This window comes from Pseudomonas sp. GW821-FHT07E12 (assembly GCF_058986605.1).
Window position 1 is genome coordinate 55,579 of sequence record NZ_JBYSVX010000013.1, and the last position, 19,204, is coordinate 74,782.

General features: G+C 66.8%; 15 protein-coding genes. 6 read left to right on the top strand and 9 right to left on the bottom strand.

All coding sequences use genetic code 11. The annotated features are described in order from the left end of the window. Nucleotides 1-129 precede the first annotated feature (129 nt). Nucleotides 130-675, top strand: coding sequence for a glutathione peroxidase (locus tag AC3WJE_RS09680; protein WP_493730579.1), 546 nt, complete (start codon nt 130-132; stop codon nt 673-675). 233 nt (nt 676-908) lie between these two features. Here the strand turns inward: AC3WJE_RS09680 and AC3WJE_RS09685 are convergent, their stop codons facing one another. The 6 genes from AC3WJE_RS09685 to AC3WJE_RS09710 all read right to left on the bottom strand — a co-directional run bounded on the left by AC3WJE_RS09685 (nt 909) and on the right by AC3WJE_RS09710 (nt 5,074). Next, nucleotides 909-1,922: an MlaA family lipoprotein gene (locus tag AC3WJE_RS09685; RefSeq protein WP_493730580.1), complete on the bottom strand. Its 1,014-nt coding sequence runs from the start codon at nt 1,920-1,922 to the stop codon at nt 909-911. Nucleotides 1,923-1,933: 11 nt separating this feature from the next. Then, nucleotides 1,934-2,236, bottom strand: a complete 303-nt coding sequence (locus tag AC3WJE_RS09690; protein ID WP_493730581.1) for an STAS domain-containing protein — start codon at nt 2,234-2,236, stop codon at nt 1,934-1,936. Continuing rightward, complete coding sequence (locus AC3WJE_RS09695) at nt 2,226-2,885, bottom strand: MlaC/ttg2D family ABC transporter substrate-binding protein (RefSeq protein ID WP_493730582.1); 660 nt, start codon at nt 2,883-2,885, stop codon at nt 2,226-2,228. Before AC3WJE_RS09695 ends, AC3WJE_RS09690 begins: the two co-directional genes overlap by 11 nt. After that, nucleotides 2,882-3,421 carry an outer membrane lipid asymmetry maintenance protein MlaD gene (gene mlaD / locus AC3WJE_RS09700; protein WP_493730583.1) on the bottom strand — a complete coding sequence of 180 codons (540 nt, stop codon included), beginning with the start codon at nt 3,419-3,421 and terminating at the stop codon, nt 2,882-2,884. Before mlaD ends, AC3WJE_RS09695 begins: the two co-directional genes overlap by 4 nt. Before the next feature lie 109 nt (nt 3,422-3,530). Further along, nucleotides 3,531-4,280: an MlaE family lipid ABC transporter permease subunit gene (locus AC3WJE_RS09705; RefSeq protein WP_493730584.1), complete on the bottom strand. Its 750-nt coding sequence runs from the start codon at nt 4,278-4,280 to the stop codon at nt 3,531-3,533. Then, nucleotides 4,280-5,074 carry an ABC transporter ATP-binding protein gene (locus tag AC3WJE_RS09710; RefSeq protein WP_493730585.1) on the bottom strand — a complete coding sequence of 265 codons (795 nt, stop codon included), beginning with the start codon at nt 5,072-5,074 and terminating at the stop codon, nt 4,280-4,282. The genes AC3WJE_RS09705 and AC3WJE_RS09710 overlap by 1 nt, the downstream gene beginning before the upstream one ends. A gap of 423 nt (nt 5,075-5,497) precedes the next feature. Here AC3WJE_RS09710 and recC point away from each other — a divergent pair, with 423 nt between their 5' ends. From recC to recD, 3 genes are read left to right on the top strand one after another with little or no spacing between them, the layout of a single operon-like run. Further along, the gene (recC, locus tag AC3WJE_RS09715; protein WP_493730586.1) at nt 5,498-8,827 is read left to right on the top strand and encodes an exodeoxyribonuclease V subunit gamma; all 3,330 of its coding nucleotides are present in this window, start codon (nt 5,498-5,500) and stop codon (nt 8,825-8,827) included. After that, nucleotides 8,824-12,468, top strand: a complete 3,645-nt coding sequence (gene recB / locus AC3WJE_RS09720) for an exodeoxyribonuclease V subunit beta (protein WP_493730587.1) — start codon at nt 8,824-8,826, stop codon at nt 12,466-12,468. Before recC ends, recB begins: the two co-directional genes overlap by 4 nt. Then, a complete protein-coding gene (gene recD / locus AC3WJE_RS09725; RefSeq protein ID WP_493730588.1) occupies nt 12,465-14,378 on the top strand; it encodes an exodeoxyribonuclease V subunit alpha in 1,914 nt (637 codons plus the stop codon). The genes recB and recD overlap by 4 nt, the downstream gene beginning before the upstream one ends. A gap of 200 nt (nt 14,379-14,578) precedes the next feature. Here the strand turns inward: recD and AC3WJE_RS09730 are convergent, their stop codons facing one another. Then, nucleotides 14,579-15,505 (bottom strand): XVIPCD domain-containing protein, encoded by a 927-nt coding sequence (locus tag AC3WJE_RS09730; protein WP_493730589.1) that lies wholly within the window; start codon nt 15,503-15,505, stop codon nt 14,579-14,581. 17 nt (nt 15,506-15,522) lie between these two features. Further along, a complete protein-coding gene (locus tag AC3WJE_RS09735; RefSeq protein WP_493730590.1) occupies nt 15,523-15,960 on the bottom strand; it encodes a DUF6393 family protein in 438 nt (145 codons plus the stop codon). Nucleotides 15,961-16,235: 275 nt separating this feature from the next. Here AC3WJE_RS09735 and AC3WJE_RS09740 point away from each other — a divergent pair, with 275 nt between their 5' ends. Then, nucleotides 16,236-16,910 (top strand): hypothetical protein, encoded by a 675-nt coding sequence (locus tag AC3WJE_RS09740; RefSeq protein ID WP_493730591.1) that lies wholly within the window; start codon nt 16,236-16,238, stop codon nt 16,908-16,910. 159 nt (nt 16,911-17,069) lie between these two features. On the opposite strand, the gene AC3WJE_RS09745 is transcribed toward AC3WJE_RS09740, so the two are convergent. Beyond that, a complete protein-coding gene (locus AC3WJE_RS09745) occupies nt 17,070-17,963 on the bottom strand; it encodes a hypothetical protein (protein ID WP_493730592.1) in 894 nt (297 codons plus the stop codon). A 281-nt stretch (nt 17,964-18,244) separates the two neighbouring features. On the opposite strand from AC3WJE_RS09745, the gene AC3WJE_RS09750 reads away from it, so the two are divergent. Continuing rightward, on the top strand, nt 18,245-18,793 hold the full coding sequence (locus AC3WJE_RS09750) for a YdeI/OmpD-associated family protein (protein WP_493730593.1): 549 nt from the start codon (nt 18,245-18,247) through the stop codon (nt 18,791-18,793). Nucleotides 18,794-19,204 lie beyond the last annotated feature (411 nt).

The following is a 19,204-nucleotide window of genomic DNA, read 5'->3' on the forward strand; positions in this document are numbered from 1 at the left end:
GAGGTGTAGAAGAGACAGGGCTTTATCGATAAAGCCCCATCGCGGCTGACGCCGCTCCTACAAGGCAACGGAAATCTGCAACACCAGGTTTATCCTGTCGCCCCCGTTTCCCTCTCCCTGGAGTCCCGCATGTCCACTTCGATCCAAGACATCCCGCTGACCACCATCGACGGCGCCCCGGCCACGCTCGCCGAGCACGCCGGCAAGGTGCTGCTGGTGGTCAACGTCGCCTCCAAGTGCGGCCTGACCCCGCAGTACGAAGGGCTGGAAAAGCTCTACCGCGACAAGCACGCCGCCGGTCTGGACGTGCTCGCATTCCCGGCCAACGACTTCAAGGGCCAGGAGCCGGGCAGCGAGGAAGAGATCAAGCAGTTCTGCTCGCTGACCTACGACGTGACCTTCCCGATGTTCTCCAAGATCACCGTCACCGGCGAGCAGACCCACCCGCTGTATCAGGCGCTGATCGCTGCACAGCCGCAGGCCACCGGTGACGGCCCGTTCCGCGAGCGCCTGAAGGGCTTCGGCATCGAGCCGAACGCGCAGCCGGGCGTGCTGTGGAACTTCGAGAAATTCCTGGTCGGCAAGGATGGCCAGGTGATCGGCCGGTTCTCCCCGGACATCGCCGCCGACGATGCACGCCTGCGCGACGCGATCGACGCTGCGCTGGCGGCGTAAGCGGGCAAGGTCGTAGCAAGGGGCCTCGCGGCCAGGGCTTCCCTGTGGGAGGGACTTCAGTCCCGACGCTCTACCGGTACAGCGCGTCGGGACTGAAGTCCCTCCCACAGGATCGCAGCCCAAAGGAGGACACCCGCACAAGGATGTGCGGCGTCCCGTGAGAAACCCACAAAAAAAGCCCGGGATCGCTCCCGGGCTTTTTCATTTCCAAAACTCAAACCATGCCGATCAGATCAATTACCCCAATGCGGCACCGGCATCGCGCCGGCCGGCACGGTGTTGTCGTCGCGCAGGTAGTCCGGCAGCGTGTCCTCGTCCTTCTGGCCGCGATGCAGGCTCTGCTGGATCTGGTAGTTGCGGCGCTGCAACCACGCATCGCGGGTCAGCGCGTATTCGTCGGGGGCCTGGTTGCGCATCTCGTCCAACGGCAGCAGGCGTGCGCGCGTGTTGACCAGTTGCAGACCCTGCAGACCGATGCGGACCTTGTCGTTGTCGACCTCGCGGATCGGCGAGAGCGGCATGTCGCCGGCCAGCCCGAAGGTGTCACGCACCGTGCGCGGGCCGAAGAACGGCAGCTCGAAGTAGCGCGAGTTGCGCCAGCCCCACACGCCCAGGGTCTGGCCGAAGTCGCCATTGCCGCGCGGGATGCCGGCGGCGCTGGCCGGATCGAACAGGCCGCCGATGCCGAGCGTGGAGTTCATCACGAACCGGCCCAGCGTCTGCAATGCCTTGACCGGATGGCCTTGCAGGACCTGGTTCACCAGGGTCACCGGCGCGCTCAGGTTGTCGAAGAAATTGGTCACGCCCAGCCGCACCGGCGCGGGGGTGATCTTGACGTAGGTGGTCGCCACCGGATGCGCGAAGTACTTGTCCACGCCCAGGTTGAAGCGATGCATGCCGCGGTTGTAGCGCTCCCACGGGTCGTAGGCGACCTGGCCGGCCGGCGCGGCTGCATTGGCGCTGGGTGCCGGACCGCCGTACAGCGCGGCGTAGTCGTCCTCGGCCCCGGTCGGCGCGCTGCCGGCGGCGGTTTCGGTTGCGGCAGGCGTGGTCGTGGTCCCGGCCCCGACCGGCGCGGCGACGCTGGCCGGTTCGGCCACAGCGGATGCCATGGCCGGCGCCGGCGTCACTGCGGGGGCCTCCACGACGGGTGCGGCCGCGGGCGGCGTGGACTTCGGTGCCTTTCCGGCGCAGGCCGCCAGCAACACCAGCAACGGGACGAGGGCGAGGGAGCGAGTGACGTTCATGTCGGTTCCGATCAGGCCTGGAAGTCCAGGTCCGGCGAGAGGCGGTAGGCGGCCCGTAGTTCTTCCAGGCCGGGGGGAGTACCAAGTACGCCGACATCGCCGCCTCGGCGCGAACGCAGCCGCGCCGCCGCCTCGGCCAGCAACGCCAGTCCGGCGCTGTCCAGACGAGTCACGCCGCTCAGGTCGAGGCGCGCGCTGCCGTCCAGCAATCCTTGCAGCTGCGGCCACAGCGCGGTGGCCGCGCCGCGGTCGAGCGCGCCGGTGGCGACCAGCGCGTCGCCGTCGCGATACAGCCTGGCGTCGTTACTTGCCATTGCTCGGCTGCGTGCTGAGGGTGCCGCCGCGCAGTTCCTTGGCGACCTCGGCGATGCCCTTCTGGCGCAGCGGGGCGTCGAACTGGTTGCGGAAGGTCTGCACGTAGGAAATGCCCTCGATCACCACGTCGAAGATCTTCCACTGGCCGTTGACGTTGCGCATCAGGTAGTCGATCGGGGTCGGATCGTCACCCTGGCGCAGCAGCTCGGTGGACACCTTCACGCCACGGTTGCCCGGCAGCGCGGTCTCGGACTTGCCGCGGAAGCTGGGCTTGCCGTCGAAGCTCAGCAGCGCCGAGCCGTAGCGCTGCATCAGGCTGTCGGCCATCGCATCGGCGAACAGCTGCACGTCGGCCTCGGAGGCACCGCGCGCATGCACGCCCAGCACCAGGCGCGCGGCGTACTCGCGGTCGAACAGCTGGTTGAGCTGGGTGTCGATGTACTGGCGCAGTGCGGCCGGGTTCTGCTTGAACTCGGGGCGACGCTGCTGCAGCGTGGTCAGCACGTTGCTGCTGGCGTCGATCACGGTCTTGGTGGCGGCGCCCTGGCTGGCACTGGCGGCCGGCGCGGCGGCCTGTGCGAACACGGTGGCGGGCGCGCCGGCGAACAGGGCGGCGGTCAGGACGGTCGAAAGCAACTGGGTCTTCATTTCTGCGGCTCCGTGGGAGTAGGCGTGGTTGCGTCGGATGCGGCCGGCGCTTGGCCTGATCCGGATTCATTTCCGGATTTATCGCCGCCACCACTGAACATGTACTTGCCGACCAGCTGGATCAGATCTACAGCGGGCTGGGTGAAGGCGATCTCGTCGCCGGGCTTGAGCACGTCGGGATCGCCACCGGGCTGCAACCCGATATAGCTCTCACCGAGCAGACCGCTGGTGAAGATGCCGGCCGAGGTGTCGGCAGGCAGATCCTTGTACTGGTCGTCCATGGTCAGCGTCACCACCGACTCGAAGGTCTTCGGGTCCAGGCTGATGTTGCTGACCTGGCCGACGTTGACGCCGCCGATGCGCACCGGCGCCTGCTTCCTGAGCTGGCCGATCTGGGTGAAGCGGGCGGTCAGGTCGTACTCGCTGCTGCCCAGGCCCCAGCGCTTGTTGGTCGAGGCCACCGCCAGCACCAGCAGCGAGGCCAGGGTCAGCACCAGGAAGGCGCCGACGGCGAATTCGAGTCGGGGTCCACGCATGGCCATGGTCATTGCATCCTTTGTCTAACGGTCGCCACGGCCTGGGCCGAAGCGGGCTTTTCTTCGAGTCCCCGCACATGGATGTGCGGGCTTTTGCGAGGGACTCGCATTATTGGAACATGAGTGCTGAAAGCACGAAATTGAACATCAGCACCAGCAACGAGGCGTTCACCACCGCGCGGGTGGTGGCCACCGAGGTGCCCTCGATGGTCGGCTCGGCGTTGAAGCCGACATAGGCGGCGACCAGCGCGGCGGTACCGCCGAACACGGCCGACTTGAGCATCGCCACGCCGAAGTCGTTCCACAGGTCCACGCTGTTGCGCAGGCCCGACCAGAACGTGCCGTTGTCGATGCCCAGCGCATGCACCGCTTCGAAATAACCACCGGTGATCGCCAGCGAGCAGAACACGCCGGTCAGCAGCGGCACGGTCAGCACCGCCGCCCAGAAGCGTGGCGCCACCGCCTTGGCGACCGGATCGATCGCCATCAGTTCCAGCGCCTTGATCTGGTCGGTGGCGCGCATCAGGCCCAGCTCGGCGGCGATCGAGCTGCCGGCGCGGCCGATGAACAGCAGCGCGGTCAGCACCGGCGCCAGTTCGCGGTACAGCGACAGGCCCAGCAGCGTGGACAGCGCATCCGACGCCCCGTAGGTGGTCAGCGTGCGGTAGCCCTGCAAGGTCAGCACCAGCCCGACGAAGGCACCGCCGACCGCGATGATCGGCAGCGAGCGCGCACCGATCTTGTAGATCTCGCGGGTCAGCTCGGCCAGGAAGTCGCGGGTCGGCAGCGAACCGCGCATCACCGTCAGCGAGAACAGGCCGGCGCGGCCGAGCGAGCGGATCGATTCGGCGAAGGCCATCAGGCGGCACTCCTGGCTGCGCGCGGAGCGGCATCGAACGGGATCGGGCCGTCAGGATTGCCATGCAGGAACTGCTGCACGAGCGGGTCGGTACTGGCTTCCAGCTGCGCCGGGGTGCCGGAGAACACGATGCTGCCGTTGGCGATCACCACCGCCTGATCGCAGATCGGCAAGGTCTCGTGGACGTGGTGGCTGACGATGATGCTGGTCAGGCCGAGGCTGTCGTTGAGGCGCTGGATCAGGCTCATGATCACGCCCGAGGCGATCGGGTCGAGCCCGGTCAGCGGCTCGTCGTAGATCATCAGCGGCGGGTCCAGGGCCAGCGCGCGGGCCAGCGCCACGCGTCGCGCCATACCGCCGGACAGTTCGCGCGGCCAGGCATCGGCCGCGGCGAGCAGGCCGACCGCGTGCAGCTTCATCTGCACGATGCGGGCGATCAGCGCCTTGGGCAGTCTGGTGTGGGTGCGCAATGGCAGCGCGACGTTGTCGGCCACGCTCAGGTCGGTCAGCAGGCCGTTGCCCTGCAGCAGCACGCCGACGTTGCGGCGGGTCTCCAGCAGCGCGCGGGTGCCGATCGGGATCGGCGCGTCGAACAGCTTCACCGTGCCGGCAACCGGACGCAGCTCACCGGTCAGCGCCGCCAGCAGCGTGGACTTGCCGCTGCCCGACGGACCGAGGATCGCGGTGATGCTGCCGCGCGGCACATCGAGCGATACGTCGCGCAGGATCGTGCGACCGCTACGGTCGATGCGGACGCCGGACAACTGCACGACAGGGGATTCGGAAGCTGTCATCGCCACCATTAACAGAAAATCAACGCGCTAGGTTTACGTCCACCGGCTGAACTCAGCCGGACTAAGTTTTTCAGAACTGGACGGTCCAGTATTATCTCATCCCGGGGGCCGTTCGACCACCGGTCAGGTGCATGAATAGGGAACAGGCTGTTTTGTGCACGGGCTGGCCATCTTTGTTATCCGGTCTGGGCGTGTGTCTGGACTTGCCGGCGAGTCAGGCCGCGCAGCGGCCATTCATGAAGATGGAAGCGGTGTCGGACTCTTGCGGATCGGGTTGATCGGGCCCCTGTGGGAGGGACTTCAGTCCCGACGCCTTCCTGGGCAGCCTGTCGGGACTGAAGTCCCTCCCACAAGACCGCAAAGCGCGAGGCACAACCTGATGACGTCTTATCGTCTGCGACCACCCTGCGGCACTATGTCCTGATGGCCGACGCAGTACCCGATTTCCGTCTCTATCACTCCAATTCGCTCGAAGTGCTGGCATCGCTGCTGGCGCACGAGCTGCGTCGGCCGGTACCCGGCCAGCCATTGCTGGTGCCGGAGACGGTGCTGATTCCGCAGGTGGCGATGCGGCGCTGGCTGCAATCGACCCTGGCCGCCGAGTACGGCGTCGCCGCCAATCTGGAATTCCTCACCCCGGGCGAGTTCGTCGCGCGCGCGCTGGGCGCCAACGTGCCCGGCGAGCGCGACGACCTGGATGCGGCCGGCCTGCACTGGCGGCTGTACGCGGCGCTGACCGACCCGGAGCTGCTGGCACGGCCGGCGATGGCGCAACTGGCCGGTTATCTGTCCGGCGCCGATCCGCTCAAGCCGTGGGCGCTGGCCGGCGAGCTGGGCTCGGTGTTCGAGAAGTACCAGGCCTGGCGCCGCGACTGGCTGCTGCGCTGGGAAGCCGGGGCCGATCCGGGCGATCCGCAGGCGATCCTGTGGCGCGACATCGCCGGCGGCAGCCAGCACCGCGCGCGCCGCATCAATGACTATCTGGCGCGCTACGAGGGCGTCGGCAAACCGTTGCCGCAGGGCCTGCCAGCACGCGTGTTCGCCTTCGCCACGCTCAATGTGTCGCCGGACGTGCTGCGGGTGATCGCCACCCAGGCGCGCGCCGGCACGCTGCATTTCTACCTGCCGACACCGACCCAGGCCTACTGGGGCGACCTGCAGACGCTGGCCGAGAAACTGCGTGGCGGGGTCGAGGATCCATTCAACGAATTCGCCGGCGAGAACCGCCTGCTGCAGGCCTGGGGCGCGGCCGGACGTGATTTCATGGCGGTGCTGGGCAGCTACGAGGTGGTGCATCCGGCGGGCGAGATCGGTGCCTATGCCGAGCCGGAGGCACGCGGTGGTCTGAATCTGGACGAAGGCGGCCTGCGCGATTCGCTGCTGCATCGCCTGCAGGCCGACCTGTTCCACCGGCATGCGCAGCCATCCGGCGCATTGCGGCCCACGCTGCGCGCCGACGACCCGAGCCTGCAGGTGCATGCCTGCCACACCCGTCTGCGCGAACTGCAGGTGCTGCACGACCAGTTGCGCGGATTGCTGGAAGACCGTCGCTTCGATCCGCCATTGCAGCCGCGCGAGATCGCGGTGCTGGCGCCGGACATCGATCCGTACGTGCCGTACCTGGAAGCGGTGTTCGGCGGCCAGGACGGCGCCGCGCACATTCCTTACGCGCTCGCCGATACCAGCCCGCTGGCCGGCGAGCCGCTGGCCGAGGTGTTCGTGCGCCTGCTGGGCTTGCCGATATCGCGCTTCGGCCTCAACGAGATTCTCGACCTGCTCGGCAGCGCGCCGATCGCCACGGCCGCCGGCCTGGATGCGCCCGCGCTGGAACGCCTGCACGGCTGGCTGCAGGCGGCCGGCGCGCGCTGGGGCCTGGACGCTGCACATCGCGCCGGCCACCTGGCGCCGGCTGACGATGCCTACACCTGGCAGTTCGCGCTGGACCGGCTGCTGCTCGGCCACGCCAGCGGCGGCGAAGGCGAGATCGCCGGCGTGGCGCCGTGGACCGAACTGGAAGGCGGCGCGCTCGACGCGCTCGATCAGTTGATCCGGCTGCTGCGCGTGCTCGCCCGCCATCAGAAGACCCTCGCCGAGGCACTGACCCCGGTGGCGTGGCGTGAACGCCTGCTCGGCCTGCTCAACGCGCTGTTGCCACAAGAGCCATCCGATCCGGCCGGGCAGCGTGCATTGGACCGGCTGCGCAAGTTGATCGGCGAATTCGCCGATCAAGCCGCGAAGGCCGGTTTCGCCGAACCGGTGCCGGCCGAGGTGGTACGCGCGCATTTCAGTGCGGTGCTGGCCGAGGCCGACACGCGCGCGCCGCTGCTGACCGGCGGCATCAGCTTCGGGCGCATGGTGCCGATGCGCTTGCTGCCGTTCCGGGTGATCTGTGTGCTCGGTTTGAACGACGGCGATTTCCCGCGCCGCGACCCGGCTGCCGGCTTGAGTCGCTTGACCGCCGAACTCGGCACCGCACGCCGCCGTCACGGCGACCGCTCGCTGCGCGAGGACGATCGCTTCCTGTTCCTGCAGCTGTTCGCCTCGGCGCAGGACGTGTTCTATCTGAGTTACCTCGGTGCCGATCCGCGCGACGGCAGTGAGCGCGAGCCGTCGGTGCTGGTCAGCGAGCTGGTCGAGGCCGCCGCGCAGTACCACGTCGATGCGGACGCGGCGAAGAAACAGCTGGTGGTGCGACATCCGTTGCAGCCGTTCGCGGCGGCCGCGTTCGGTGGCGATGAGCCGCGTCGCTTCAGCTATCGCGCGCAGTGGCATCCGGCTGCCGGCAGTCTCGGGGGGGCGCGGCAGGCGCTGGCGCCATGGTTTGAACAACCACTGCCGGCGCCAGTCGAGGCCGAACAGGAACTGTCGCTGGATGCGCTGCGGCGCTTCCTGCTCGATCCGGCCGGCCAGTTCCTGGCGCAGCGGCTGGGCCTGCGCCTGCCCGATCCGATCGAGCAGTCCGAGGATGTCGAACCGCTGGTGATACCGGCGCGCGGGCTGGAGCGCGTGCACTTGCAGCAGGCGCTGACCGAAGCCGTGTTGGAGCACCACGAGGACGGTCTGTACGAACATCTGCGTGCCCGCGCGCTGCTGCCGTCCGGCGCGCTCGGCGCGCGCCAGTTCCAGGCGCTGCTCGGCACGACGCGTCCTTATGTCGAGGCTTACGCGCAGTGGCGCGGCGAGCAGCCGGCCCATTCCGAGCGCTATGAAGTCGACATCGACGGCGTGCGCCTGCACGGGCGCGTCGATGGCATCCACGCCGGCGGCATCGCGCGCTTGCGGGTCGGCGCGCTCAACGGCAATGCCGCGATCCGTTCCGGCCTGGATTGGCTGCTGGCCAACGCCGCGGGCGCGGCGCTGCCGCTGGTGCAGTTTCACGATGAGGAATTCGGGATCGGCCCGCATCTGCTGCCGCCGCCACCGCCTGCACAGGCGATCGAAGCGCTGCGCGCGCTGCTGCGGTTGCGCGCGCGCGGGCTGCGCGAACCGTTGCTGTTCGCGCCCTACACCGGCTGGGAGATCTGGAGCAGCGACGAGAGCAAGCGTCGCGAGCTGGCGCGCAAGAAGTGGCACGGCGACGGCAACGACAGCTGGGCCGAAGGCGAGGGCGAGGCGATCGCGCTGGCGTTGCGCGGACGCGACCCGTTCGCTGATGCCGCCGGCTACGCGCAGCTGGAACGCAACAGCCTGCTGGTCTATGGCGCGGTGTGCATGGGCCATGTGTTCGGCGCCACCGCCGAGGCAGAAGCATGAGCGAGATCCTCGACGACCCGTACCTGTCGCTGCCGCTGGACGGCGTGCGCCTGATCGAAGCCAGCGCCGGCACCGGCAAGACCTTCACCCTGGCCACGCTGTTCACCCGGCTGGTGGTCGAGCGCGAGCTGCGCATCGGCCAGGTGCTGGCGGTGACCTTCACCGAGGCGGCAACCCAAGAGCTGCGCAAGCGCATCCGCGAGCGGCTGGCGCTGGCGGCGACGCTGGTCGGGCAGGACGCGCGTGTCGATGACGCGCCGGAAGTCACGCTGACCCGCGCGATCCTGCAGCGCCATCTGCAGGAAAACACCGAGAGTCCGCAGCAACTGGCGCGGCGCCTGCAAATCGCCGCCGAAGAAACCGATCTGGCCGCGATCTTCACCATCCACGGCTTCTGCGCGCGAGTGCTGCGCGAGCATGCGCTGGAGAGCGGCCACGGCTTCGATGCGCCCGAACTGCTCGGCAACGTGCGCGATCTGTACGACGAACTGGCCGCCGATCTATGGCGCGTGCATGCCGCCGATCCCGCCGATGCCGATGCGCTGACGGATCTGTGGAACGGCCCGGAAGCGCTGGCCAAGGATCTGGCGGCGCTAGTCGGCGATCTGCCGCTGCGGCCGGAACCGGACGCATACGAACTGCAGGATCCACGGCCATTGCTCGAAGCCGCCAGCACCAGACTGGCGGCAGGCCTCATCGAACATGGCGATGCCTATTTCGACCAGCTGATGGCGGCGCTGGAAGCCGACGTGCTCAACCGACAGTCGTACAAGCCCGAGTGGATCGTGCTGCTACAACAGCAGCTGCGGCAGTGGAGCCGGCATCCGCTGCATGGGGAGATCGACGAGCACATCGACAAACACATCGGCAAGCTGACCTTCGAGGCGCTGAGCGCCAAGACCAAGAAGGCGCACGTCGGCAAGACGCCGATATCGCCACTGCAACCGCTGATCGCTGATTTCATGCAGGAACGCGAGCATCTGGCGATCTGGCGCCAGCATCGTGCAAAGGCGCTGCTGCATGCGTTGCGCGATCAGGCCCGCCAGCGGCTGGCCGTGCTCAAGCTGCAGAAGCGCGTGCAGACCTATGACGATCTGATCGATGGTGTCGCCGATGCGCTCGACGGCCCGCGTCGCGAAGCGCTGGTCACCCAGTTGCGCGCGCAGTACCGCATCGCGCTGGTGGACGAATTCCAGGACACCGATGCGCGCCAGTGGCGGATCTTCCAGCGCGTGTTCGGCGATTCGGAAGAAGTCCGCCAGCTCGGCGCGGCGCCGGCGCTGTTTCTGATCGGCGATCCCAAGCAGGCGATCTACGGCTTCCGTGGCGGTGACGTACACACCTACCTGCGCACCAAGGCCCAGGCCGACATCGCCCCGGCGCTCGACCGCAACTTCCGCTCGCGCCCGGCACTGCTGCGCGCGCTCGACCGGCTCTATGCCGATGCCGGCGAGGAGGCGTTCCTGGAAGCGGGGATCCGCTTCGAGCCGGTGCAGCCCGGCACAAAACGTAACGATGCCGACTACCTGCGCAACGGCGCACCAGCTCCGGCGCTGACCGTGCGCGTGCTGCGCAGCGAAGACGGCAAGCCGTTGCTGGCCGAGCCTTCGCGCGCGGAGGCCACCGCCGCCTGCGTCGCCGACATCCACGCGGTGTTGTCCGGGGCGCGTGCAGGTCGCGCGCTGATCGATGGCAAGCCAGTGCAACCCGGCGACATTGCGGTATTGGTGCGCAACCACAAGGAAGCCACACGCGTGCAGCGTGCGCTGACCGCAGCCGGCATTCCCGCCGTCGCCGCAGGCCGGCAAAGCCTGTACGCCACGCCGGAGGCGCACGAACTGCGCCTGCTGCTGCTCGCACTGCTGCAACCATCCGACGAAGGCCGCCTGCGTGCTGCGTTGGCGACGTTGCTGCTCGGCGAGGATGCCAGCGCGATCGCCGCACTGGAAACCGACGGCGAGTGTCAGCGTGAACATCAGGATCGCCTGCTGCATTGGCGCGAACGCTGGCAGCGCGGCGGCCCGTTCGCGCTGGTGGCCGACCTGTGCGCCGAGCAGGCAGAACGCCTGCTTGGCCTGGTCGATGGCGAGCGGCGCCTCACCAACTACCTGCAGCTTGGCGAGCTGATGCAGGAAGCCGCAACGCGCACGCTCGGCCTGCATGGCCTGCTCGACTGGCTGCAACTGCAGATCGCCCACGCCGATGCCAACGATGAGGCGCAGCTGCTGCGGCTGGAGTCGGACGCGCAGCGCGTGCAGATCATCACCCTGCACAAGAGCAAGGGCCTGGAATACCCGCTGGTGTACCTGCCGTTCGTCGGCATCGGCAGCCGTGCCGGCATCAAGGGCAACCACTGCACGATCCACACCGGCGACGTCCGCGAACTGCATTGGAAGATCGACAAGGACGAGGCCTGGGAAGCCGCCGGCAAGCAGGCCCAGCGCGCGCAGGAAGCCGAGGAGGCACGCCTGCTCTACGTCGGCCTGACCCGCGGCGTGCACGCACTGTGGATCGCCACCGGCGATCTGGCCGATGCCAGCCGATCGCGGCTGGCACCGCTGCTGTCGAACCGGGATGCCCTCGCCGCGCATGCGGACGTGCGCATCATCGAAGCGTCGGCCGAAGCACCGCCGCCGCGCTTGCCAGCGACGCAGGACGACGCGCCGCCGCCGCCGCGCGCGATCACCCGCGCGGTGCCGCACGACTGGTGGGTATACAGCTTCACCCAGCTCGCGCACGCCGATGCCGGCCACGACACCAATGCTGCCGCCACCGAAGACAGCGGCGCGGCTACTGATGAGCCTGCGGGTGTCGCCGACATCGCCGACGAAGAACCGGTGGTGACCGATGTGTTCGATCCACGCTTTGCCGGCAGCCGTTTCGGCAACGTGCTGCACAAGGCGCTGGAGGACGTGGATTTTTCCGCTTGGGCCAGCTGGCGTGCCGGTGATGCCGCGCCCACCGGTCAGGAGCAGATCCTGCGCGATGCATTGCTGGGCAAGGACGGCGGCTACGAACAGAAGGACGTCGAGGACGGCATCGCACGGCTGACGCCGCTGGTCGGCCAGACCCTGACCGTCGCTTTGCCCGAAGGCGGCGCGCTGCACTCGCTGGATGTGCACGAGCGCCGCGCCGAGATCGAATTCCACTTCGCGATGCAGCCCACCACGGTGCCGGCGTTGCTGGCGCTGCTGCATGCGCATGGCGTGACCGAGCAGCGTCGCGGCTTCGGCCTGCGCCAGCGGCTGGAAGGCCTGATGACCGGCAAGATCGACTTGACCTACGTGCGCGAGCGGCGCTGGTACGTGCTCGACTACAAGTCCAACCGCCTAGCGAGTTACGACGCCGCGCGTCTGGCCGCGGCGATGCATGACAGCGAGTACGACCTGCAGGCCTTGATCTATACCGTCGCACTGCACCGTTGGTTGCGCTTCCGGCTCGGCGCGGACTACGACTACGCACGCGACTTCGGCGGCGTGCGTTATCTGTTCTGTCGCGGCCTCGACGCCGCACGTGATCCCTCGCCGGGCCTGTACGTGCACCGCTTCGCGCCGGAGCTGGTGCACGCGCTCGACGCACTGTTCGCCGGCGGCGAAGCCGCGCACGCACGCATGCTGGCACGCCTGGGAGGCACGCCATGAGCCTGCTCGACGACCTGCTGCGCAACGGCGTACTGCGCACGCTCGATCATGCCTTCGCGCAAAGCCTGCGCCGGCTCGACCCGGACACGCCGGACACGGTGCTGGCCGCCGCCGCGCTGGCTTCTCTGGCGGTGGCGCAAGGGCATGCCGCGTTCGATCCCGTGCAACCGCAGCGTCTGACCGAAACGCCGTTGGCGTGGCCGGATCCGCAGACGTGGCGGGAGCAGCTGACGACTTCGCGCTGGGTGGAAGCGCCCGCAGACAACACGAGCCCCTCTGGCGAACACACCCCGCTGGTACTCGAACACGGCCTGCTCTACCTGCGCCGTTATCGCGAGTACGAACGACGCCTCGCACTCGGTCTGCAACGCATCGCCGCACACGCCGCTGACACGACCGATATCACCGCGCTGGCACCGCTGTTCGAGCAGTTGTTCCCGCGCGATGGCGAAGACCACCAGGCCCGCGCCGCCGCCGTAGCCCTGCGCCACACGCTGATGCTGATCACCGGCGGCCCCGGCACCGGCAAGACCACTACCATCGCGCGCCTGCTGGTGTTGCTGCAGGCGCAAGCCCGACAGGCCGGCACCATCGCACCACGCATCGCACTGGCCGCACCCACCGGCCGCGCCGCCGAGCGCATGGCCGAGAGCTTGCGCAACGCATTGCAGACGTTGCCGGCCGCCGGTATCGACCCTGCGTTGTACGAGGGCTTGCCGACCACCGGCACCACGCTGCATCGCCTGCTCGGCACGATCCCGGATTCACCGCGCTTCCGCCATCACGCCGACAACCCGCTGCCGTTCGACGTGGTGGTGGTCGACGAAGCCTCGATGATCGATCTGCCGTTGATGGCCAAACTGGTCGAAGCAGTCGCCGATGGCGCACGCCTGATACTGCTCGGCGACCCGGACCAGCTGCCGTCGGTGGAAGCCGGCGACGTGCTCGCCGCGATCCTGCACGCTGCCGGCGACGGCAAGCAGCTGACCGCCGACGATGCACGCGCACTGCAACCGCTGCTTGGCGAGACACCGTCGGCGCAGCAGACCGAATCCGGTTTCGCCGGCCGCCGGGTACACCTGCAACGCGGCTACCGCCAGAGCGGCGAGTTGATGCTGGCACCATTGGCCGAGGCCGTGCGTACCGGCGAAGCAGGCACGGCCCTGCAGCTGTTGCGCGAAGGCCTGCCCGGCGTGCACTTCCACGAAGGCGCGGAAGATCCGCTGCAGTTGCATCGCGAGCATCTGCTCGCGCACTGGCGGGCGTTGACCGACGCAGTCGATCCCACTGAGGCCCTTACGCTGGCCGGCCGACTGCGCCTGCTCACCGCAGTACGTGAAGGCCCGCAGGGCGCACGCGGACTCAACGCCCGCATCGAGGAACTGCTCGCCGGCAGCTCGCGTCGCGGCACACGGCCGGGCAACTTCCACGGACGATTGCTGCTGATCACCGAGAACAGCTACCGCCACCGCCTGTTCAACGGCGACATCGGTATCTGCTTGAGAGACGCGCGTGGCGCGCTGGTGGCCTGGTTCCCTGGCGACACACCGGATGCACCCCGCGCCTTCCACCCCACCGCCCTGCCGGCCCACGAAAGCGCCTTCGCGATGACCGTGCACAAGGCACAAGGCTCGGAGTTCGACGAGGTCTGGCTGCAACTGCCACGCCGCGACAACCGCGTGCTCTCGCGCGAACTGGTTTACACCGGCCTGACCCGCGCCCGCCGCGCGTTGCACATCGCCGCCAGCGCTGAAGTACTGCAGGCCGCACTGGCACGACATGCGACACGTCTATCGGGGTTGGCGCGGCGGCTGGGGGGGGATCAAAGTGATTCTCCCGCTTCAACGCAGGCGCCGGTACCGGAGGCACCGAGCTTCAGTTCGCGTCCGGAGCAAGGCACGCTGTTCTAAGTGCCCGTCCACGATCTCTGCGAGTCGCAGAAACGTCGAAACATCGTCATTCCCGCGAAAGCGGGAATCCAAGGACTTGGCTGTTACTCATCGTTGCTGAAGAGCCAATGTCCATGGATTCCCGCTTTCGCGGGAATGACGAGCAAAAGCAGGTTTTTTGGAGCCAGCGGGAGATCGCGAACAAGCTCCAAGGCCCCCGACTACCTGACGCCAAACCCCCCATGGCTGGGCTGATCCGTGGAGCGAGACGCGTCTTGTGCCTGCACAGCATGCTGATTGGCCGCTTCAAGCTTCTGCAGATTCTCAGCCAAGGGCTGCTTGACCGCTTCAGCCTTATCGACATGCGCGCGCAACACATCCATATCGTTTCCCGGATTTTTCCAGGTTGCGAACACATTGCCGTTGGTCGGGCTGGGGACGACGTCCTGGATCGCGGGCAGCGGTGGCTGATGTAGCCGGGCCTGCACAGCGAGTGCGCCTGCGATGCGCTCCTTGTCCTGCTGATTCGTATAGACGCCGGCGTCTGGACCCAGCCTGTCGAGTCCGGTCAAAGCCTGCTTGAAGTGCGGATCATCGCGAAGCCGCGCTTCACGTTGTGGATCGGGTCGTGCCTCGCTCGCACTGAACGTGCGTCCGGAGTTGCCGAGCCCCGGTACCGTGGGTTTGATCGACTCATCCAGCTGCCGTCCCGACGCCGGGGCCCAGTGACCGAAGGCACCGTCCTTCTTCGGTTCGGGAAGGCCCGCATCGCGCAGAACGCTGTCGGCCAAGGTGTTGGAATTCTGCAGCTGGGGATCGTAGGGGTACTTGTCATCCTTGGTTTTGGCGTTGGCGATCATCCGTTCCCAGGTTTTGGACAGATCCGCCCCGTGGGTGATCTCCTCCCGATACTGCTTCTGCCCGGTCGCGTTCGGATTGTCGGGATGATCGGGATTGCTCTTGTCGTAGGGGAGGTTGGTCTCGACATGCATCCTCCCGTAATGCAACCCGGGCTGCGCATCGCCCGTCCATCCGCTGATCGTGTGCTGGTTGCCGTCCTTGTCCGTGTAGAGAAGGAACTTGTGGTGGTACTCCTTCCCCAGTGCCGAGCCGATGTTGCGGTATCCAACTTCAATCTTCTCGTCCATGAAGTGCTCCAGGTTTGCTACTGGTTCTTGATGTGGACGGCGTCGACGTGCGTCACCTTGCCCTCAGGATCCAGGGTGAAGGTCATCACCACGGAACGCGCATCCGGATCCAGCATCGCCTGACCCTTGTCGTCCCTGACGACCACCTTTCCGGGTGTGTTCTCGACGATCTTCGACGTGGCAGATTTCCCGAATGCATCCAGGACGACGGTTTTTCCGGTGCCCAACGGGAAGTACTGGGTGACGATGTTGCTGACATCGATCTGTTCGAATCGAACGGGCTTTCGGGATGCGTAAATCTCTTCAAGCATGGGGCCAGCTCCTGATTTCATGACATCTTCCTGTGTCGGGGCGGTACGTGCTGTGTCTGCACTGGCGCAGGACGATAGTGGAATCATCGCAATGGCGGTCAGTGCAAAGGCCGTGGTCCATCGGCTCGGCATGATGCGTGGCATGGTGATCTCCTGTTGCAGCCAATCCCCGCATGGATCAAGTGCCATGGCCTACAGGGATTCCATATGGGCAGCTGGCAGCCTACTACAGCCGATCGTGGCTCGATGAATGGGTAATCAAGAGATGCGAAGCAGTACGAAGCAGGGCCAGAGTGCAGCTTTCCAGCTCACCTTGAAGATTCGCGTAGAAGATCGATCAACAGCTGCTCGGCGTCCATGAGAAGTCACAGAACGCATAGTAATCTGCGGCAGCGCAGCTCCTCTCGATCAGGGCTTTCATGGTCATCCTGTCAGCAATCTCGTATTTCCTTACCCAGCACCCTTTCTGGGCCTGGCCCGTCATCATGGCGGTGGGGGTATTGCTGGCTCACGCGCTGGCCAAATGGCGAAAGAAGGGTGCCTGGTATGGGCTGATCCTGGCCTTCTTCATCTATGGCCAGATCAACTTCTTCACCGCACACATCTTCAATGCGCTGTTTCTGCAGGCATTCGGGGTCGACGGAACGGCGGTCATCACCCAGACGCAGGAAACCAGTTCGACCCTGAATGACCAGCCTGTCTGGGGTTATGACGTGGTGATGAAAACGGCTGATGGCCATGACGTGGTGACGCAGTTCGACACGATGTCTGCCAGCATCTATCCGATCACCAACGCCATCCTCATCCCGCCCGAGGGCGAGACGTTCATGGTCAGATATATTCCGGGGTTCCCGCGCAATTTCGTCGTCATGCGCGAGCTTTCACCCTATGGAAAAAGATACCTGATCAACGAGGATCGCCAGCCGGTGGAGAAAGCGGCGGCGCAGTTTGCCGTCAGTCCGGGCAACAGGGCTTTCATCGCGGAATATCGGGAGTCGCTGGCCGTGTTCATCGCCAAGCACCACGATGACGCCGATCCTGCCCTGATCAAGATCTACAGGGCGCAGCTGGAGGCCTTGCCGCGAGCGGATTGAGCGCCTCGCCTCAAGGCGGATTGCGTCTGCGCAAGCCCGTCGCTCTGTTGCATCCCCGGTCGCGAAGCCACACCGTTCCAGCCAGCGGTCTGACGGGCGCAGCTCAGGCGTGCCGCATCCGGATCCGGGCACTTGCTTGCTGTGCCGTTCGAAGGCACCTCACCGATACGGCCCCGGCCCGCGCCAGACCGCTTCTCCCCGGTGGTAGACCTCCATCATGTTGATGACCTCGCGAGCATCGCCGATGGCTTTCAATTCCGGGGAGTCCGGGGCTAGCAGGCGGCACTTGCCGGAGCCGCGCCTCAACGCGGTCTCCAACGGGCAGACCATGCGGTAGTCGGTGCCTGGCAGGATGACGGCGATTTCCGTCATGCCCTGCTCCTTCCACGCGCGCAGCTGGGTTTCGCTGCGCTGGTCGTAATAGACCTGATAGCCGCCTACGCCCAGGCTGGGATTGCCGGTATTGCGATCGTTGCGGTAGCCCTGATTGGTGCCGGGGTTGTTGGACTGCCCGTCGTCGGCATCGGCGATGTCTCGATCAAGCGAGCCCGGTGGCCGGCCGGTCCAGGTCTCGGTGCGGCGCGTGGGCGGGGGGCTTGCGGCGGGGGCCTGGGCCTGGCTGCGCGCGGCGTCGTCCTGCGGGCGAGGCGGCACCGGCAGCCATTCGTCCGAGCGTGGCGTCGGCGTGGGAAGGCGACGGGTCGCCTGGGTGTCCTCGTCGGGTGGCAACGGATCGTTGGAGTGCTGGACCAGCGTGGAGCGGACAGGCGAGGACGCCGGGCGCGTCCGGGCCGGCTTGTGCGCTTGCGGCGGCGGGCTGGGCGGGGTCTTTGTGGGGTGGTCGGACGGGGGCGTCCTGCCGACCAGATCCACTTTCATCCTGCCACCGCCGGCGGCGCCTTGTGGCGTCGTCATGGTGGGCTTGGAGGCAGACAACAGGATGAGCAGCATCAGCAGATGCACCAGTGCGCTGATGAGCGCGGCGAGCCATGGCTCCAGACGTTCGACCCAGGGCCTGGCCCTGGTGTCCACGCGGGTCGATGTGTTGCTCATGCCGCCGAGGGTTCGTCGAGATTGCGGGCGGCCTTCATGCAGGATCTACAGCGCGGGGCCGGTGGGGGAGCGACATCCTAACGCGTACCAGGCCGCGCAAGAGGTCAGCTTCACGATAAAGGCGTCGATGTCTTTCGGTACCGACTGCGGCGACGGCGCCCAGTGACAGGGCGTACCCGGCAAGTCGCTTGCCTGGGCCGGTGACCTGCCGTGACCGGGCAGCTGAAACCACGGGCACTCCGGTGCACTATCCGCGTTGCCACATCCACGATCGTCCCGCCATGAGCAAGCCCGCCGGCAAGATCCATTTCGAAGCCAAGCTGCTGCGACCCGTGGCGCCCAGGGGGGCAGCCTGGATGTTTCTCGTGTTGCCGGCGGAGGCGAGCGCGAAGCTGCCGACGCGCAGCATGGTCACGGTGGATGGCACGCTCGCCGGCTATCCGTTCCAGGCCACGCTGGAACCGGATGGACAGGGTGGTCATTGGCTCAAGATCGACAAGGCGCTGCGGGATGCCGCCGGGCTTGCGGTCGGCGATACCGCCGTATTCGAGATCGCACCGGTGGAAGTGGAGCCGGAACCCGCGGTGCCGTCCGACCTGCGCACGGCACTTGCCGCGCATCCGGCCGCGCGTTCCGTGTGGGATGACATCACACCGGTGGCGCGACGCGACTGGATCCACTGGATCACTTCGGGCAAGAAGGCCGAAACGCGCGGACGCCGCATCCATACCGCCTGCGACATGCTCGCCTCGGGCAAGCGCCGCGCGTGCTGCTTCGATCGTTCGGGCATCTACAGCAAGGGGTTCAGTGCGCCGGAAGCGGCGGACTAGAGGACCCGATCCGAGGCGGGCTCGTCCGCGACTTTTTCTCTCTGGCGCGAAACGGAACGCATGGGTCGCACCAGCCGGGTGGTGTGACACGCGCTGACAAGCATGCTTTGGGTCGTGCTGCAGTGCATCCACTTCCTGCTGCGGCATCGTATGGAGCGCAGCGCCGATCGAAGGGATGTCGAACGAGATTCCGAGGTTATGTCGGCTCGTCTGCGGATGTGAAAAAACACGGCGGATAGGCCGTTTCATGCACGCAGCAACGCCAGGTGCATGAGCCTGGTGCGCAACGCTGACTCGGGCGTGGCCGGCCTGCGTGATGGCGAAATTCTCCATGACACGTGCGGAGCTGCAGGGCATCGAGGCGATGCTGCGATGCAGCTTGCGTGTCAGTCTATGCCATAAATAAGATTT

What these genes read in the sequence shown, in the direction of transcription:
- AC3WJE_RS09735 (WP_493730590.1), bottom strand. Translation starts at nt 15,960, where the DNA reads ATGCCACGCATCATGCCGAGCCGATGGACCACGGCCTTTGCACTGACC.
- AC3WJE_RS09685 (WP_493730580.1), bottom strand. Translation starts at nt 1,922, where the DNA reads ATGAACGTCACTCGCTCCCTCGCCCTCGTCCCGTTGCTGGTGTTGCTG.
- AC3WJE_RS09680 (WP_493730579.1), top strand. Translation starts at nt 130, where the DNA reads ATGTCCACTTCGATCCAAGACATCCCGCTGACCACCATCGACGGCGCC.
- AC3WJE_RS09750 (WP_493730593.1), top strand. Translation starts at nt 18,245, where the DNA reads ATGAGCAAGCCCGCCGGCAAGATCCATTTCGAAGCCAAGCTGCTGCGA.
- AC3WJE_RS09745 (WP_493730592.1), bottom strand. Translation starts at nt 17,963, where the DNA reads ATGAGCAACACATCGACCCGCGTGGACACCAGGGCCAGGCCCTGGGTC.
- AC3WJE_RS09740 (WP_493730591.1), top strand. Translation starts at nt 16,236, where the DNA reads ATGGTCATCCTGTCAGCAATCTCGTATTTCCTTACCCAGCACCCTTTC.
- recC (WP_493730586.1), top strand. Translation starts at nt 5,498, where the DNA reads ATGGCCGACGCAGTACCCGATTTCCGTCTCTATCACTCCAATTCGCTC.
- mlaD (WP_493730583.1), bottom strand. Translation starts at nt 3,421, where the DNA reads ATGCGTGGACCCCGACTCGAATTCGCCGTCGGCGCCTTCCTGGTGCTG.
- AC3WJE_RS09690 (WP_493730581.1), bottom strand. Translation starts at nt 2,236, where the DNA reads ATGGCAAGTAACGACGCCAGGCTGTATCGCGACGGCGACGCGCTGGTC.
- recD (WP_493730588.1), top strand. Translation starts at nt 12,465, where the DNA reads ATGAGCCTGCTCGACGACCTGCTGCGCAACGGCGTACTGCGCACGCTC.
- recB (WP_493730587.1), top strand. Translation starts at nt 8,824, where the DNA reads ATGAGCGAGATCCTCGACGACCCGTACCTGTCGCTGCCGCTGGACGGC.
- AC3WJE_RS09730 (WP_493730589.1), bottom strand. Translation starts at nt 15,505, where the DNA reads ATGGACGAGAAGATTGAAGTTGGATACCGCAACATCGGCTCGGCACTG.
- AC3WJE_RS09705 (WP_493730584.1), bottom strand. Translation starts at nt 4,280, where the DNA reads ATGGCCTTCGCCGAATCGATCCGCTCGCTCGGCCGCGCCGGCCTGTTC.
- AC3WJE_RS09695 (WP_493730582.1), bottom strand. Translation starts at nt 2,885, where the DNA reads ATGAAGACCCAGTTGCTTTCGACCGTCCTGACCGCCGCCCTGTTCGCC.
- AC3WJE_RS09710 (WP_493730585.1), bottom strand. Translation starts at nt 5,074, where the DNA reads ATGACAGCTTCCGAATCCCCTGTCGTGCAGTTGTCCGGCGTCCGCATC.